Here is a 16,407-nt window from a genome sequence, read left to right on the forward strand (position 1 = left end):
GGGGGACACCCCCCGGTGTAGACAACAACTTTGCGGACCTGGGGGGGGGGGTGGGGGGCGGGTTGGTCCGCGACCACGTAGTTGTCTCCCGCACCGGGGGGGCCCGGGGCGGGGGGCCCCCCCCACCCCACGCGTCACAGCGCCCGGGTCAGCCGCTCGGTGAGCAGCCGGGTGAAGCGGGCCGGATCGGTCAGCTCGCCGCCCTCGGCGAGCAGCGCGCCGCCGTGGACCAGCTCGGCGATCTCCGTCAGCGCGGGGTCGGCCGGGTCGGCCTCGTGCGCCGTCCGCAGCGCGGTGACCAGGGGGTGCGCCGGGTTGAGTTCGAGGATCCGCTTGACCGGGGGCACCTGCTGGCCCATCGCCCGGTACATCTTCTCCAGGGTCGGGGTCATGTCGTGGGCGTCGCCGACGAGGCACGCCGCGGAGGTCGTCAGCCGCGACGACAGGCGGACCTGCTTGACCTGCTCGGACAGGGCCGTGGTCAGCCAGGTCAGCAGCGCGGCGAAGTCCTGGTCGCGCTTGGCCTTCTCGGCATCGGCCGCCTCGTCCCCGTCGGCCGGCTCGTCGAGGTCGACCTGGCCCTTGGCGATGGACCGGAGACGGTGGCCGTCGAAGCCCGGGACCCGCTCCACCCAGACCTCGTCGACGGGGTCGGTGAGGATCAGCACCTCGTACCCCTTGGCGCGGAAGGCCTCCAGGTGCGGGGAGTTCTCCACCGTGGCCCGGGTCTCGCCGGTCAGGTAGTAGATCGCTTCCTGGCCGTCCTTCATGCGCTCGACGTACTCGCGCAGGGTGGTGGTCCGGTCCGGGTCGTGGGTGGAGGCGGCCGACACCAGTTCCAGCAGGGCCTCGGTGTTGTCGGTGTCCTCGATCAGGCCCTCCTTCAGCACGCGGCCGAACTGGGACCAGAAGGACGCGTAGGCCTCGGCGTCGCCGGCCTGCATCTCCTTGACCGCGCCGAGGACCTTCTTGACCAGGCGCCGGCGCACCGCGCGGATCTGCCGGTCGTGCTGGAGGATCTCGCGGGAGATGTTCAGCGACAGGTCGTGGGTGTCCACCACGCCCTTGACGAAGCGCAGGTAGTCGGGCATCAGCGCTTCGCAGTCGTCCATGATGAACACCCGCTTGACGTACAGCTGCACGCCGCGCCGGGGTTCGCGGGAGAACAGGTCGAACGGTGCCTGCGCGGGGAGGAAGAGCAGCGCCTCGTACTCGAAGGTGCCCTCGGCACGCATGTGGACGGTCTTGGCCGGGGCCTGCCAGTCGTGGCTGATCTGCTGGTAGAACTCGTGGTACTCGGCCTCGGTCACCTCGTTGCGCGGACGGGCCCAGAGGGCCTTCATCGAGTTGAGCGTGTCGACCTCGGTGGTGGTGGCGCCCTCGGCACCGGTCCGCTCGGTGGCCATCCGGATGGGCCAGCGGATGAAGTCCGAGTACTGCTTGACGATCTGACGGATCTTCCGCTCGGACAGGTAGTCGGCCAGGCCGTCCTCGCCGTCGGCGGGCTTGAGGTGCAGGGTGACGGAGGTTCCCACCGGCAGCCCGTCGACGTCACGGAGCTCGTAGGTGCCCTCGCCGGCGGATTCCCACTGGGTGCCGGCGTCGGTGCCGGCCCGGCGGGTGCGCAGGGTGACCTTGTCGGCGACCATGAACGCCGAGTAGAAACCGACGCCGAACTGCCCGATCAGGCTCTGTGCCGCCGCGGCGTCCTCGGCGCCCTTGAGCTTCTCCAGCAGACCCGCGGTGCCGGACTTGGCGATCGTGCCGATCAGCTCCACGATCTCGTCCCGGCTCATGCCGACCCCGTTGTCGCGGACGGTCAGCGTCCGGGCGTCGTGGTCGGCGTCCAGTGCGATGTGCAGGTCCGAGGTGTCGGCCGCGAGGTCGGGGTCGGTCAGCGATTCCAGCCGGATCTTGTCCAGTGCGTCGGAGGCGTTCGAGATCAGCTCGCGCAGGAAGATGTCCTTGTTCGAGTAGATCGAGTGGATCACCAACCGGAGCAACTGACGGGTCTCGGCTTGGAATTCCATCGTCTCGACAGTGCTACCCACTCTGGGGCTTCCTTTCTGCCCGAAGGGAACGGAGGGTACGGACGGGCCTGGGCCCGGGCGGCTCGCCGCCGGTACCGCATGGTAGATCGTCGACGGGCGGGGGAGCGCCGTGGGCCGGTCGGGTGGGCGTGGGCGCCCCGGTCGGCCGGTGCCGTCGGCCGGGGCCGGGCTCGGGGGCGTCCGGCGCTGCCACCGCGTCGGCGGCCGCGGCTGCCAGGCGGTCGACCTCGACCCATGCGTCGAGGTGGTGGCCCGGGTGCCGGGGGTGGCCGGCGGCGGGCGGGGCGGGCAGGAAGGCGGGGGAGCGGCCGCGGTGGAGGTACCAGGAGCCGAGGCGTTCCAGGGCGGCGCGGCGCTCGGCGGCGCTGGTCTCGACGGAGCAGCGCTCGGCGGCGTAGAGGCGCAGGAGGTCGTTGAGCCGGTAGCGGTCGCGCTCTTCGAGGGTGAGAAGGTGGGCGGCGGCCAGCCGGTCGAGGACGGGCCGGACGGCGGCGGCGGGGGCGCCGGCCAGGGCGGCGGCCGCGTCGGAGCCGATGCCGACGGCCGGGACCAGGGTGAGCAGCCGGAGCAGGGCTCGGGCCTCGGCGGGGAGCGAGCGGTAGGAGAGGCCGAAGGCGGCGCGGACCGCCGAGGTGTCGTCGCCCTCGATCTGGAGGGCACTCAACCGGGTTTCCGCGTCGAGGAGTTCGGCGGCGTGGTCAGTGAGGCTGCGGTCCGGGCAGGCGGCGAGGCGGCTCGCGGTCACGGCCAGGGCGAGGGGCAGCCGGCCGCAGGCGGCGGTGAGCTCGGCCGCAGCGCGCGGCTCGGCGCGGGTGCGGTGCTCGCCGATGATGCGGGCCAGCAGTTCGAGGGCCTGGTGGGCGGGCAGGACGTCGAGCACCAGGGGCCGGGCGCCGTTGCGCACGGCCAGTCCGTCGAGCCGGGTGCGGCTGGTGACCACCGTGCGGCAGTCCGGGGCGCCCGGCAGCAGCGGGCGGACCTGCTCGGCGTCGCGGGCGTTGTCGAGGACCACGAGCAGCCGGCGGTCGGCCAGCAGGGAGCGGTAGAGCGCGGCCGCCTCGTCCGGCGCCGTGGGGATCCGGTCGCCGGGCACGCCCAGGGCGCGCAGGAAGCGGGCCAGGACGGTGTGCGGGGCGAGCGGTGCGTCGACGGAGTAGCCGTGCAGGTCGGCGTAGAGCTGACCGTCCGGGAACCGGTCCCGGACGCGGTGGGCCCAGGCGACGGCGAGGGTGGTCTTGCCGACCCCGGCCGGTCCCGAGACCGCGCACACGGCGGCGGCCGGACCGGTCTCCCGGGGCGCCGGGGTGGTGAGCAGCGAGTCCAGGACGCGCAGTTCCGTGCTCCGTCCGACGAAGGTGGCCAGGGCGGGCGGGAGTTGAGCGGGTGGTGGTGGCGCCTGTGCCGGGGGAAGCGCCGCTGGGGCCGCTGGGGCCGGTGCTTCCCCGGCCCGGGGCGAGGCGGCGGTGACCGGCTCGGTGGCCAGCAGTTCCAGGTGCAGCGCCCGTAACTCGGGCCCGGGGTCGAGCCCGAGTTCGTCGGCGAGGTGCTCGGCGAACCGGCGGTAGGCGGCGAGCCCTTCGGGCGTGCGTCCGGAGCCGTGCAGGGCCCGCATCAGCTGTCCGGTGAAGCGTTCCCGCAGCGGCTGGTCGGCGACCAGCGCGGTCAGTTCGGGGACGGCCGCGCGGTGCCGGCCGAGGGCGAGCTCCAGGTCGAGGCACTCCTCCCAGGCGGTCAGTCGCAGTTCGTCCAGCGCGACGGCGCCCGGGGCGTCCGCGTCCACGGCGAGCCCGTCCAGCGCCGGTCCGCGCCACAGGGCGAGCGCCGCGCGGAGCCCGTCGACCGCGTCCGCGGTCCGTCCGGCGGCGGCTTCGCCGCGGGCGCGGGCCAGCCGGTCGGTGAAGTCGCGGGCGTCCAGGCGGTGGCCGGTGAGGGTGATGCGGTAGCCGCGGCCGTCGGTCAGCAGGACGGGCGGCGCCTCCGGGTCGGCCTCGGCGAAGCGGCGCCGCAGCAGCCCGGCGAGGTTGCGGACCTGGCGGGTGGCGGTGGCCGGCGGCCGCTCGTCCCAGACGGCGTCCACCAGGCGGGCGACCGGGACGGAGCTGTCCGCGTTGAGCAGCAGGGCGGCGAGCAGCCGTTCCTGTCGGGAGCCTTCGGAGGGGATGCGTCGGCCGTCGCCGGTCCACACCTCCAGCGAGCCGAGGATCCTGAACTCCACACGTCCCTCCCTGGGGCCCGCGCGGCCGGTCGGGACGGCCGCTGTGGTGGATGGGCGCGAGTCGTGACGAATCGATGATCAGATCATGCCAGTTGTGTGCGTTCGGTTGAGAACTTTGTCAGGCACCGGCCGAAACGAGCCGGTGGTCCGACGAGACACCCCGACCCACAGGAGCAGTTGATGAACCGTCTGAAGAAGGCCGTCGCCACCGCGACCGCCGTCGCCGCGGCCGCCCTGATCCCGCTCACCGCCGCCCCGGCCTCCGCCGCCACCGGGCCGGCCACCCACCTGGGGATGACCTGGTCCGTCGTCTCCTACGGCCCGGAGGGCACCGTCCAGGTCGGCGGCCCCGGCGGCAGCCCGAGCAACGCCTACAGCGGCGACACCGCGCCGTCCGTCTCGCTGCCCGTGCTCTGCCTCAACGTCGACGGCAGCCCGGCCCCGGACGGGCTCACGATCGCCTTCCACAACGGCTGGGCGCAGGGCACCGTCGCCCTCAGCCAGCCGGTCAAGGGCTCCCGCCTCAACAGCCGGGCCGCGGCGGACAGCGTCTGCCAGGCCGCCTTCGGCGCCGCCTGGCGCGAGGCCGAGTTCCACGACGGCCACTACGGGCCCGACCTGTCGCTGACCGGTGGCTGGACCTTCTGGGCCTACGGCAACATCCCGAACAACACCCGGTTCTGGACGGCCATCAACGACCAGCCGGCCAACCCCTGGAACTGACCGGACGGAAGCCGCCGACGCGCCCGCCCACCCGGCGGGCGCGCCGCGGCGGCCACTTCCGGGATTCGCCGACGGGTCGCCCGGGTGCGCCGTACGCTCGGGCGCAGACGGCCGGCCGCCGGCCGGGACCCGGAGGAGGACGGCGTGGACACGGCTTCCGCACGGCAGGACACGGCTGCGGGGCGCCGCCCCGGCGGGCCCCGGATCGACCCGCTGCTCGCCGACCGCGTCACCGAGGCGCTCCTCCTGGCCGGCCTGCCCGTCGGGTACGGCGGGCACGGGCCCGGCGTCCAGCTGCGCCCGGCCGAGCCGCACGACGGCTCCGACGACTGTGCCGGCCTGATCGCCCTGCACTGGGAGCCCGGCCCCCGGCTGGCGGCCGCCGCGGCGATGGAACAGCCCCACCAGCCCGCGTCCTGCGCCCGACGGGTCGTCAGCAGCAGCATGCGGAACGCGCTGGCGGAGTTCCTGCCGGCCTTCGGCATCGAGGTCGTGGCCGGCCGGCTCGACGGGGAGACCAGGATCGGCCGGGCCGTCGGCCCCGCTCCGGCCACCGGCCAGGACGCCTCCGCCCCGGCCCCGGCCGGGTCCCGCCCGCAGGACCTCGGCATCGGCGCGGACGTCGTCGACGCGGTGCGCCGTACCGCCGCGCTCGCCGGCCTGCCCGTCGCAGGCCACCTGCACGCGCCCGGCATCACCCTCGCGCCGTGCCGGACAGGCACCGCCGTCCAGGACGCGATGCGCCACGCCTTCGGCGCCGTCCTCGGCGCCTGCGGCCTCGACCTCCAGTGGCGGCGGCCGGCCGCGCTCCCGTACCAGCTGCGCGCCTACGGGCCCGTCGAGCAGCCGCCGGTACGGCGCTGACCCCCGCCCGGCGCGAGCTCTCCGGCCGGGCTCAGACGGCGTACAGCCCGTGCGCGGCGAACACCGACCTGGCCTCGGCGGTCTGTTCAGGAGTGGGCACGGGTGTGTCGGCGAGGGTGAAGTCCAGGCCGAGCGCGCGCCACTTGGGGGCGCCGAGCTTGTGGAAGGGCAGCACGTCGACGCGGGTGACGTTGCCGAGCGAGGCGGCGAACTCGGCGACGCCCTCGACGTTCGCGGCGGGGTCGGTCAGGTGCGGGACGAGGACGAAGCGGATCCAGACCTCGGTGCCGAGGTCGGCCAGGCGGCGGGCGAAGTCCAGGGTGGGGGCGAGCCGCTGCCCGGTCACCCGGCGGTAGAGGGCGCGGTCCCAGGACTTGACGTCCAGCAGCACGAGGTCGGTGTCGGCGAGCAGTGCGTCGGTGGCCCGGGCACCGAGGAAGCCGGAGGTGTCCAGTGCCGTGTGCAGGCCGAGGTCGTGCTTGAAGCGGTGCAGCAGCTCGCCGGTGAGGGCGGGCTGGAGCAGCGGCTCGCCGCCGCTGATGGTGGCGCCGCCGCCGGCGGCGTGGATGAATCCGGTGTACTTGGCGGCCTCCCGGACGATCTCCTCGGCCGTGCAGGGGCGTCCGTGGCGCATCGACCGGGTGTCCGGGTTGTGGCAGTACAGGCAGCGCAGCGGGCAGCCGGCCAGGAAGGCGACGAAGCGGGTGCCGGGGCCGTCGACACCGGTGGACAGGTCCCAGGAGTGCAGCGTGCCGGTGGCCGGGGGCGGATCGGCGGCCATGAGGGCTCCTTCGATGGGGGCGGTGCCGGCGCCCCCCTGGTCGGGGAGGCGCCGGCACCGCGAGCGGGCGGCAGGACTACAGCGCGTCGTGGAAGGTGCGGCCGATCACGTCGAGTTGCTGCTCCCGGGTGAGCCGTACGAAGTTGACCGCGTAGCCGCTGACCCGGATGGTGAGCTGCGGGTACTTCTCCGGGTGGTCCATGGCGTCCAGCAGGGTGTCCCGGTCGAGGACGTTGACGTTCATGTGGAAGCCGTGGCAGGTGACGTAGCCGTCCAGCACACCGACCAGGTTGCGCACCCGTTCCTCGGGGGTGCGTCCGAGCGCGTCCGGGGTGACGGTGTTGGTGAGCGAGATGCCGTCCTCGGCGTGCCGGTAGGGCAGTTTGGCGACGGACAGCGCGCTCGCCACGTAGCCGTGGGCGTCACGCCCGTTCATCGGGTTGGCGCCGGGGGAGAAGGGCTCGCCGGCCCGCCGCCCGTCCGGGGTGTTGCCGGTCTTCCTGCCGTAGACGACGTTGGACGTGATGGTCAGGACCGACTGGGTGTGCTCGGCGCCCCGGTAGGTGGGGTGCCGGCGGACCTTCGCCATGAACTGCTCGACCAGCCGGACCGCGATCTCGTCCGCCCGGTCGTCGTTGTTGCCGTACGCGGGGTAGTCGCCGTCGACCAGGTAGTCGGTGACCAGGCCGGTCTCGTCGCGGACCGGCCTGACCTTGGCGTACCTGATCGCGGACAGCGAGTCGGCGGCGACCGCCAGTCCGGCGATGCCGCAGGCCATGGTGCGCCGCACCGCCCGGTCGTGCAGCGCCATCTCGATGCGCTCGTAGGCGTACTTGTCGTGCATGTAGTGGATGACGTCGAGTGCGTGGACGTACGTCGCGGCGAGCCAGTCCATCTGCTCGTCGAAGCGGGCCAGTACCTCGTCGTAGTCGAGCACCACTCCGCCGACCGGCTCCGTGGCCGGGCCGACCTGGGCGCCGGTCAGCTCGTCCCGGCCGCCGTTGATCGCGTAGAGGAGGGTCTTCGCGAGATTGACCCGGGCGCCGAAGAACTGCATCTGCCGGCCGACCTCCATGGCGGAGACGCAGCAGGCGATCGCGGTGTCGTCACCGAAGCGCGGCCGCATCAGTTCGTCGGACTCGTACTGCACCGAGGAGGTGTCGACGGACACCTTCGCGCAGAACTCCTTGAACCCCGGCGGAAGGTGCGGCGACCAGAAGACCGTCATGTTGGGCTCGGGGGCCGGGCCCAGGTTGTAGAGGGTCTGCAGGTAGCGGAAGGAGGTCCGGGTGACCAGGGTCCGTCCGTCCGAGCCCATGCCGCCGATGGACTCGGTGACCCAGGTCGGGTCCCCGGAGAACAGCTCGTCGTACTCGGGGGTGCGCAGGAAGCGGACGATCCGCAGCTTGATGACGAAGTCGTCGACGAGTTCCTGTGCCTGACTTTCCGTCAGAACACCACCGTCGAGGTCGCGCTGGAGATAGACGTCGAGGAAGGTCGAGGTGCGGCCGAGCGACATCGCCGCGCCGTTCTGCTCCTTGACCGCCGCCAGATAGCCGAAGTAGAGCCACTGGATCGCCTCGCGGGCGGTCGTGGCCGGGCCGGAGACGTCGTACCCGTACGCCGACGCCATCTCCTTGAGCTCGCCCAACGCGCGGATCTGCTCGGCGAGTTCCTCGCGCTCGCGGATGGTCTCCTCCAGCCGCGCCGGGTCGGTGGGCGGCGCGTCCAGGCCGGCCTTCTCGGCGAGCTTGACCTCGACCAGCCGGTCCACGCCGTACAGCGCGACGCGGCGGTAGTCGCCGATGATCCGGCCGCGGCCGTAGGCGTCCGGCAGGCCGGTGATCACGCCGGCCTTGCGGGCGGCGAGGATCTCGGGGGTGTACGCGTCGAACACCCCGTCGTTGTGGGTCTTGCGGTACCGGGTGAAGACCTTCTCCAGCTCCGGGTCGACAGGGTAGCCGTAGGAGCGCAGCGCGCCGGCGACCATCCGCCAGCCGCCGTTCGGCATGATCGCGCGCCTGAGCGGGGCGTCGGTCTGCAGGCCGACGATCAACTCCCGTTCCCGGTCGATGTATCCGGGCGCGTGCGCGGTGATGCCGGACGGGATGTCGTACGCGATGTCGTACACGCCCCTGGCGCGCTCCGTCGGGAAGAGGTCGGTGATCCGCCGCCACACCGCGGTGGTCCGCTCGGTCGGACCGGCGAGGAAGGCCGCGTCGCCCTCGTACGGGGTGTAGTTGCGCTGGATGAAGTCGCGGACGTCGATCGCGTCCCGCCACAGGCCGCCCTGGAAGCCCTCCCAGGCGCTCGTGGTCCGCCTCCGCTGCGAGGTGATCATCTCGGTTTTCCTCTCTCAGGCCTGGTCGCCGTAGTAGGCCCGGCGCATCAGCTGCTGCATGTCGGCGACCATCGGCATCCGGGGGTTGGCCGGGGCGCACTGGTCCTCGTAGGCGTTCATCGCCTGCTGGGGCAGGGCCGCCAGGAAGGCCGCCTCGTCCACGCCGGCCGCCTTGAAGGAGCGCGGGATGCCGACCTTGTCGCGCAGGTCCTCGACCGCCGCGGCGAGGGACTCGACGCCCTGCTCGGGGGTGGCAGCGGGCAGGCCGAGCATCCGGGCGATGTCCCGGTAACGCTCGGGGGCGGTGTAGCTCCGGTACTTCGGCCAGCCGGTGACCTTGCCCGGGGCGGAGCCGTTCCAGCGGATCACGTGCGGCAGCAGCAGGGCGTTGGTGCGGCCGTGGGCGACGTGGAAGGTCCCGCCGAGGGTGTGGGCCATGGCGTGCACCACGCCGAGGAAGGCCGAGCCGAAGGCCATCCCGGCGATCGTCCCGGCGTTGTGCATCCTCTCGCGGGCCACCGGGTCGTGCGGGCCGTCCAGGACGGCGCGCTCCAGGTTCTCGAAGATCAGCTTGATGCCCTGCAGGGCCAGTCCGTCGGTGAAGTCGTTGGCGTAGACGGACACGTAGGTCTCGATGCAGTGGGTGAGCGCGTCGAAGCCGGTGTCCGCGGTGACGTGTTTCGGCAGCCCGGTGGTCAGGGCCGGGTCCACGATGGCCACGCTCGGGGTGAGCGCGTAGTCCGCGAGCGGGTACTTCTGGCCGGTGGCGGTGTCGGTGATGACCGCGAACGGGGTGACCTCGCTGCCGGTGCCCGAGGTGGTGGGAACGCACACCAGCTTCGCCTTCTCACCCAGGTCGGGGAAGGTGAAGGCGCGCTTGCGGATGTCGAAGAACTTCTCCTTCAGGTCCGCGAACTCCACCTCCGGGTGCTCGTACATCAGCCACATCACCTTGGCGGCGTCCATCGGGGAGCCGCCGCCCAGGGCGATGATCGTGTCCGGCTCGAACTCCCGCATCAGGGCGGCACCCTTGCGGACGGTGTCGATGCTCGGGTTCGGCTCGACGTCGTCCACCACCCGCACCTCGACCGGGTCGCGGCGGCGGCCGAGCACGTCCCGGATCCGCTCCAGGTGGCCGATCTCCACCATGGTGCGGTCCGTGACGACGACGATCCGGTGCGCGTTCGGCATGCTCGCCAGGTACTTGACGGAGTTGCGCTCGAAGTAGATCTTCGGCGGGACCTTGAACCACTGCATGTTGGTGTTGCGCCGCCCGATCCGCTTGATGTTGAGGAGGTTCGGCGCCGAGACGTTGCCGGACACCGAGTTGTGTCCGTAGCTGCCGCAGCCCAGGGTCAGCGAGGGCGTGAAGGCGTTGTAGACGTCGCCGATGCCGCCGTGCGAGCTGGGCGCATTCCAGATGATCCGGCAGGCCTTGACCGCGTGCCCGAACTCCTCGACGAACGCCGCGTCCTCGGTGTGCACCGCCGCCGAGTGCCCGAGCCCGTCGAACTCCACCATCGCGGCGGACAGTTCGACGCCCTCCCGGCGTGAGCGCGCGGTCAGGACGGCCAGCACCGGGCACAGCTTCTCCCGGGTCAGCGGCTCGGCCGGCCCCACCCGCTCGCAGTCGGCGAGGATCACCGAGGTGTCGGCCGGTACCTCGAAGCCCGCGGCCCGGGCGACCTGTGCCGCCGAGCGGCCCACCGCGGCCGCGTTCAGCCGGCCGCCCGCACAGGCCGTTCCGTCGCCGGTGCCGAACAGGTACCGCTCCAGCAGCAGCTTCTCCTCCGCGCTCGCGTGGTGCGCCTTGAGCCGGCGGAACTCGGCGAGCGCGGCGTCCCGGATCTCCGCGTCCAGGACGACGGCCTGCTCGGAGGCGCAGATCATGCCGTTGTCGAAGGACTTGGACAGCACGACGTCGTTCACCGCCCGCTTCAGGTCCGCGCTCCTGTCGATGTACGCGGGGACGTTGCCCGCGCCCACCCCCAGCGCCGGTTTGCCGCACGAGTACGCCGCCCGCACCATCGCGTTGCCGCCGGTGGCCAGGATCGTGGCGACGTCCGGGTGCTTCATCAGCGCGCCGGTCGCCTCCATCGAGGGCTGGTCGATCCACTGGACGCAGTGGGCCGGCGCGCCGGCCGCCACCGCGGCGTCCCGGACGATCCGGGCGGCCTCGGCGGAACAGCGCTGGGCCGAGGGGTGGAAGGCGAAGACGATCGGGTTGCGGGTCTTCAGCGCCAGCAGGCACTTGAAGATCACGGTCGACGTCGGGTTGGTCACCGGGGTGATGCCCGCGACCACACCGACCGGCTCGGCGATCTCCACGATGCCGTCGATCTCGTCCCGGTGCACCACCCCGACCGTCCTGGTCCGGGCCATCACGTGGGTGACGTTCTCGCAGGCGAAGACGTTCTTCACCGCCTTGTCCTCGAAGACCCCGCGGCCGGTCTCCTCGACGGCCAGCACCGCGAGGGCGGTGTGCCGTTCCAGCGCGGCCAGCGAGGCCTTCTTGACGATGTGGTCGACCTGTTCCTGGGTGAAGGGGGCGTACGCGGCCAGCGCTTCGAGCGCGTTGCGCACCAGGTGGTCGACGGCGGCCGGCTCGGGGGCGGGAAGGCTGTTGCTCGCGGGAGCCGCCTTCGACTCGTTGTGCGGGCGACGGGCCATGCTGGACTGCCTTTCCGGAACATCGTCCGATGTCGGGGCGCCGGGGCGGGTGCCGTTCGCGCCGTCCCCTCCAGGCTTCCTCGCGCGGGGCGCCGGGGGATCGGACCAATGGGACCCGCTCCCGGCCGAAGGTCCCGGGCCCGCCGCGCGGTTGGTCCCGCGTCCGGGGCCCGGGGCGGCCGGGTCAGGGGTGCGGTACGACGGCGACCGGGCCGTGGGCGTGGTGGAGCACCGACTGGGCGACCGCGCCCAGCCGGGGCCCGGCCAGCGGGTGGGCGGGCGCGCGCCGTCCGAGCACGACCAGCGAGGCGGTGCGGGAGGCCTCCACGAGCATCCGGCTCGGGCTCCAGGGGCACACCTCCACCTCGGTGCGGACCCCGGGGAACTTGTCCTGCCAGCGCGACAGCGCGTCCTGGAGCCGCACCTGCTCGGCGGCCGCCAGCGACTCCCCGATCTCCCGCTGGTCCACCGGCGCCTCGGTGGTGTACGGCCCGTGGAAGGTGTCGCGGCTCTCCAGCACCCGCAGGGGGACGCCGCCGGCCGCCGCGTGCTGGAAGGCGAAGGCGAGCACGGCCTCGCACGGCCGGTCGCCCTGCACGCCCACGACCACCTCGCCGGGCCCCGCGGCGGGCTCCACGGGGCCGGCCTGGCCGGCGGGAACCAGCACCACCGGGCACTCGGCCCGGGCGGCGGCCCGCAGCCCGACGGATCCGACCAGCAGTCCGGCGAAGCCGCCCAGGCCGCGCGACCCGAGGACCAGCAGAGCGGCCCGGCGGGAGGCGGCGGCCAGCGCGTGGGCAGGGTTCCCGGGGACGATGTCGCAGGAGACCGTCAGCTCCGGCAGCGCGGCCGTGATCCGGTCCCGGATCGAGGCCACCGGCTGGGGCAGCGGGCTCCCGCCGCCGAGGTCGCGCTCCAGGGCGTCCACCTCGCCTCCCGCGACGTGGACCATCCGCAGCGCGCGCCCGTTGCGGTGGGCCTCGTGGGCGGCCCACTCGGCCGCTGCCGCGCTCTGCACCGATCCGTCGATCCCCACCAGCACGTCGTGCGACATGTCAGCGACCTCCCTGGTCAGCGGACGGCCCCGGCGTCGGCAGCCGCGGTCCCGTCCGGTGACCAGACTCCCGCCGGACAGGTGGTCCGCCCCAGGGGCCGACCAGCCCCCGTCGCGCACCGAAGGTCCCGGCCCGCGGGGCCGCCAGGAGGGCCCTAAGCCGCACGGTTGCCGCCCGCGGTTCGCCCCCGTCTGCGACAATCGGCCGCGACCGCGGCGACGAGGAGGGTGCCCGTGAGCGGCGAGACGGTACGGTCACGGATGCCGCAACTGCGGCTGGACGAACTGCTGGAGGAACTCCAGGCACGGATCGACGTGGCCCGGGGCACCAGGGACCGGGTGCACAGCCTGCTGGAGGCGGTGCTGTCGGTCGGCCGGGAGCTGGACCTGACGCAGGTGCTGCGGAGGATCGTGGAGGCCGCGGCCGTCCTGGTGGACGCCCGCTACGCCGCGCTCGGGGTGATCGGGCCGGACGGGGAGACCCTCTCGCAGTTCCACACGGTCGGACTGCCGGACGAGGAGATGGCACGGATCGGGCCCTACCCGACCGGCAGGGGCCTGCTGGGCGAGCTGATCCACCACCCGGCGCCGCTGCGCCTGGGCGACCTCACCGAGCACTCCTCGTCGGTGGGCTGCCCGGCGCACCACCCCGTGATGCGGACCTTCCTCGGGGTTCCGGTGCGCGTGCGCGACGAGGTGTTCGGCAACCTCTACCTGACCGACAAGCAGGGCGGGGAGGAGTTCGACGCCGACGACGAGGCGGTGATCTCCACGCTGGCCGTGGCGGCCGGGGTGGCGGTCGACAACGCCCGGCTGTACGAGGAGGCCCAGCGCCAGCAGCGGTGGCTGAGCGCGAGTGCGGAGATCACCCGCGCGCTGCTGTCCGGCGGCTCCCGCTCCGAGGTGCTGGAGCTGATCGCCCAGCGGGCCCGGGAGATCACCGGTGCGGACCTGGCGGACGTCTCCGTACCGGTGGCCGGGACGGGGACGGTCCGGGTGGAGCTGGCACTGGGCGGCGACGCGGCCGGCCGGTCGGGCCTGGTGGTGCCTCTGGAGGGCTCCCTGTCGGGCGCGGCCTGCGCCTCGGGGGTGCCGGTGACCACGGTGGACCTGGCGGGCGACCCCCGGCTCTCGGCGGGGCCGAACCGCTTCGGCGGGCTCGGACCGGCGGTCGCGGTGCCGCTGGGCCGGGCCGAGGGGCAGATCGACGGCGTGCTGCTGCTGGCCAGGGAGGCGGGCCGGCCCGAGTTCTCCGACCGGGAGACCGGGCCGCTGCTGGGCTTCGCCGATCAGGCCGCGCTGGCCCTGGAACTGGCGGAGCGCCGCAGGGACGCCGAACAGCTGGCGATGCTGGAGGACCGCGACCGGATCGCCCGCGACCTGCACGACCTGGCCATCCAGCGGCTGTTCGCCACCGGGATGACGCTGCAGAGCGCCGCCCGGTTCATCGACCACGCCACCGCCTCGGACCGGGTGCTGCGTGCGGTGGGGGACCTGGACGAGACCATCAAGATCATCAGGTCGACCATCTTCGGTCTCCGGGCTCGGGAGGAGGCCGCCGGCCACGGCCTGCGCGCCAGGGCCGTCCGTACGGTGGAACAGGCACAGACGGTGCTCGGCTTCGCACCGCGGCTGAGCATGGAGGGCCTGCTGGACACCGATGTCCCGGCGGAGGTGGCCGAGCAGGTCCTCGCCGTCCTGGCCGAGGCGCTGAGCAACGCGGCCCGGCACGCGCGGGCGGGCCGGGTCGAGGTCGTGCTCCAGGCCTCCGGCGGGCGGGTGCTGGTGTCCGTGCAGGACGACGGCGTCGGCGTCCCCGAACAGGGGCGGCGCAGCGGGCTGTCGAACCTGGCGGAGCGGGCGCGGACGCTGGGCGGGTCGTTCGAGCTGGTCCGCCCGGCGGAGGGCGGAACCCGGGTGGTCTGGTCGGCCCCGCTGCCGGTCTGAGCGGGGCGGTCCTAGGACCGGGTGTCCGGCAGCAGGAGCCCGGTGACCAGTTCGGGCCGGATCCGGATGGAGACCTGGCGGGGCGGCCGGACCGCGGGGACGGACGGGTCCTGCCCGGCGGACCGGTCCTCCCGGGCTGGCGGGACCTCCTCGGCGGGGACCTCTTTGGCGGGGACCTCCTCGGTGGGGAGATCCGAGACGTCGGCGCGTCCCAGTACGGTCACGCTCCAGCCGGTTCCGTCCGCCTCGTCGATCTCGCCCGCCTCGAACGCCACCAGGGCGCCGGCGACCGCGCGGACCAGTTCCGAGTGTGCGGCGGCGCGCACCAGCACGCTGCCGTCGCCGCCGATCCGGTAGGGGACCGGTCGGACGGCCGGCAGCGCGCCGACCGTGTACACCACGCGGCCGACCGAGCTGCCGGCCAGCAGGCGGAAGCAGTGCTGCTCGTCCAGGGCCGGGAGCGCGGCGGGGATGCGGTCGGGTTCCATGCCTTCGATTGTTCGCATCGCGCGGGGAACGGGGGAGGGTCGTTCGGTCCCTGCCTACCGCCGAGTGGACCCGGATCGGGGCCGACGGCCGGCACTGCGCGGGGGGCGAGGACCCGGTCGGCGGTGAGGGCGGCCTGGACGCGCCGCTCCTCGCCGAGCTCGGCGAGCAGCCGGGAGATGGCCGCCCCTGCCGCCCCTGCCGACGTAACCGCCTGGCCCCTGTCACGCCGTCCCCACCTTCGAACCCGCCCCCGGAGCCGACCCGCTACCGCGTGTTGCGCAGCTTGAGAATGTACGTCGCGGTCAGCGCGACCGCACGGTCCTCGTCCTGGGACAGTTCCTCCAGGGCGCGGGACGTCGTGCCTCCCGGGACGTCCGCGAGCGCCTGGGTCAGCCGCCGGCGAGCGTCCGGCCCGACGGTGTCGGGGGCGAGGCGGTCGACGAGCCCGGTGGCGATCCGGTCCGTCAGCGCGGGGTCGCTCGCCAGCGCGCCCAGCGCGTCGGCCGCGTCGGCATCGTTCACCGCCTCGACGATCATGTCGATGAGCGTCGGGACCGCGTCGGCCACGCCGCGGGCTCCGAGCGCCAGGGCCGCGTACCTGCGGACCACGGCGTCGGCATTCCCGAGGGCGTCCCGCAGCAGGGCGGTCGCCGTGCCGTCCGGCAGCTCGGCGAGGGACCGGACGGCACGTTCGCGCACCTCGGCCGCGGGTGAGTGGAGGCCCTCCGCGAGCAGCGCCGTCCCTTCCCCGCCCGCCTGCGCCAGAGCCCAGCGGAGGGCTCCGGCGACGTTCGGGTCCGATTCGCCCAGTACGGCCTCGACCAGTGCCTCCACCGGCGCCGGAGTGTCCTCGCCCGCGGACAGGGCCGCGCGCTGGCGCGCCCCCGGGCTCTTCGACTCCAGGGCCTGGAGCAGCGCGACGACCCGGAGGACCTCCTCCCAGCCGGCGGGTTCCGCGGCGTCGATCCGCCGGAGCCGGGTGAGCAGCTCCGTCTCCGCCGCGATGCGCTCGCGGGTCCGGCGGATGAGGTCGTCCACGAGCTCCGCGGGCGCGAAGCCGGGGTCGTCGAGCGCCCGCCCGACGTCGCGCAGCGACAGGCCCAGCGACCGCAGGCTCTCGATGTGGAAGATCCGCCGGATGTCCTCGTCCGAGTACCGGCGGTAGCCGGAGCCGGTGCGCCCCGTCGGCCGCACCAGCCCGAGCGATTCGTAGTGCCTGAGCATGCGGGCGCTGACCCCGGACCGCCGCGCGACGTCGCCGATCAACACTGC

11 protein-coding genes are annotated in these 16,407 nt (G+C 73.7%); 3 read left to right on the plus strand and 8 right to left on the minus strand.

The window, feature by feature from the left end:
- Positions 1-134 precede the first annotated feature (134 nt).
- Together htpG and AB0O11_RS34205 are read right to left on the minus strand one after the other, a co-directional pair.
- On the minus strand, positions 135-2,051 hold the full coding sequence (htpG, locus tag AB0O11_RS34200) for a molecular chaperone HtpG (protein WP_363394821.1): 1,917 nt from the start codon (positions 2,049-2,051) through the stop codon (positions 135-137).
- Entirely contained in the window at positions 2,044-4,266 is a 2,223-nt protein-coding gene (locus AB0O11_RS34205) for a BTAD domain-containing putative transcriptional regulator (RefSeq protein ID WP_363394823.1), read from the minus strand. Before AB0O11_RS34205 ends, htpG begins: the two co-directional genes overlap by 8 nt.
- A 180-nt stretch (positions 4,267-4,446) precedes the next feature.
- Between AB0O11_RS34205 and AB0O11_RS34210 the strand changes: the two genes are divergently transcribed.
- Positions 4,447-4,989: a hypothetical protein gene (locus tag AB0O11_RS34210; RefSeq protein ID WP_363394825.1), complete on the plus strand. Its 543-nt coding sequence runs from the start codon at positions 4,447-4,449 to the stop codon at positions 4,987-4,989.
- 144 nt (positions 4,990-5,133) lie between these two features.
- Positions 5,134-5,853 carry a hypothetical protein gene (locus AB0O11_RS34215; protein WP_363394827.1) on the plus strand — a complete coding sequence of 240 codons (720 nt, stop codon included), beginning with the start codon at positions 5,134-5,136 and terminating at the stop codon, positions 5,851-5,853.
- 31 nt (positions 5,854-5,884) lie between these two features.
- On the opposite strand, the gene pflA is transcribed toward AB0O11_RS34215, so the two are convergent.
- The 4 genes from pflA to AB0O11_RS34235 all read right to left on the minus strand — a co-directional run bounded on the left by pflA (position 5,885) and on the right by AB0O11_RS34235 (position 12,699).
- On the minus strand, positions 5,885-6,634 hold the full coding sequence (pflA, locus tag AB0O11_RS34220) for a pyruvate formate-lyase-activating protein (RefSeq protein ID WP_363394829.1): 750 nt from the start codon (positions 6,632-6,634) through the stop codon (positions 5,885-5,887).
- 76 nt (positions 6,635-6,710) lie between these two features.
- A complete protein-coding gene (pflB, locus tag AB0O11_RS34225) occupies positions 6,711-8,975 on the minus strand; it encodes a formate C-acetyltransferase (protein WP_363394831.1) in 2,265 nt (754 codons plus the stop codon).
- Positions 8,976-8,990: 15 nt separating this feature from the next.
- Entirely contained in the window at positions 8,991-11,645 is a 2,655-nt protein-coding gene (gene adhE / locus AB0O11_RS34230) for a bifunctional acetaldehyde-CoA/alcohol dehydrogenase (protein ID WP_363394833.1), read from the minus strand.
- A gap of 184 nt (positions 11,646-11,829) precedes the next feature.
- Complete coding sequence (locus AB0O11_RS34235; RefSeq protein ID WP_363394835.1) at positions 11,830-12,699, minus strand: universal stress protein; 870 nt, start codon at positions 12,697-12,699, stop codon at positions 11,830-11,832.
- 261 nt (positions 12,700-12,960) lie between these two features.
- Here AB0O11_RS34235 and AB0O11_RS34240 point away from each other — a divergent pair, with 261 nt between their 5' ends.
- Positions 12,961-14,646: a GAF domain-containing protein gene (locus AB0O11_RS34240; protein ID WP_363394882.1), complete on the plus strand. Its 1,686-nt coding sequence runs from the start codon at positions 12,961-12,963 to the stop codon at positions 14,644-14,646.
- Positions 14,647-14,657: 11 nt separating this feature from the next.
- Here AB0O11_RS34240 and AB0O11_RS34245 read toward each other — a convergent pair whose 3' ends face one another.
- On the minus strand, positions 14,658-15,134 hold the full coding sequence (locus AB0O11_RS34245; RefSeq protein ID WP_363394837.1) for a pyridoxamine 5'-phosphate oxidase family protein: 477 nt from the start codon (positions 15,132-15,134) through the stop codon (positions 14,658-14,660).
- 265 nt (positions 15,135-15,399) lie between these two features.
- Complete coding sequence (locus tag AB0O11_RS34250; RefSeq protein WP_363394839.1) at positions 15,400-16,404, minus strand: MerR family transcriptional regulator; 1,005 nt, start codon at positions 16,402-16,404, stop codon at positions 15,400-15,402.
- Positions 16,405-16,407: the final 3 nt, after the last annotated feature.

Origin of the sequence: Kitasatospora sp. NPDC093102, from assembly GCF_040683915.1 — a bacterium.
Lineage (GTDB): Bacteria > Actinomycetota > Actinomycetes > Streptomycetales > Streptomycetaceae > Kitasatospora.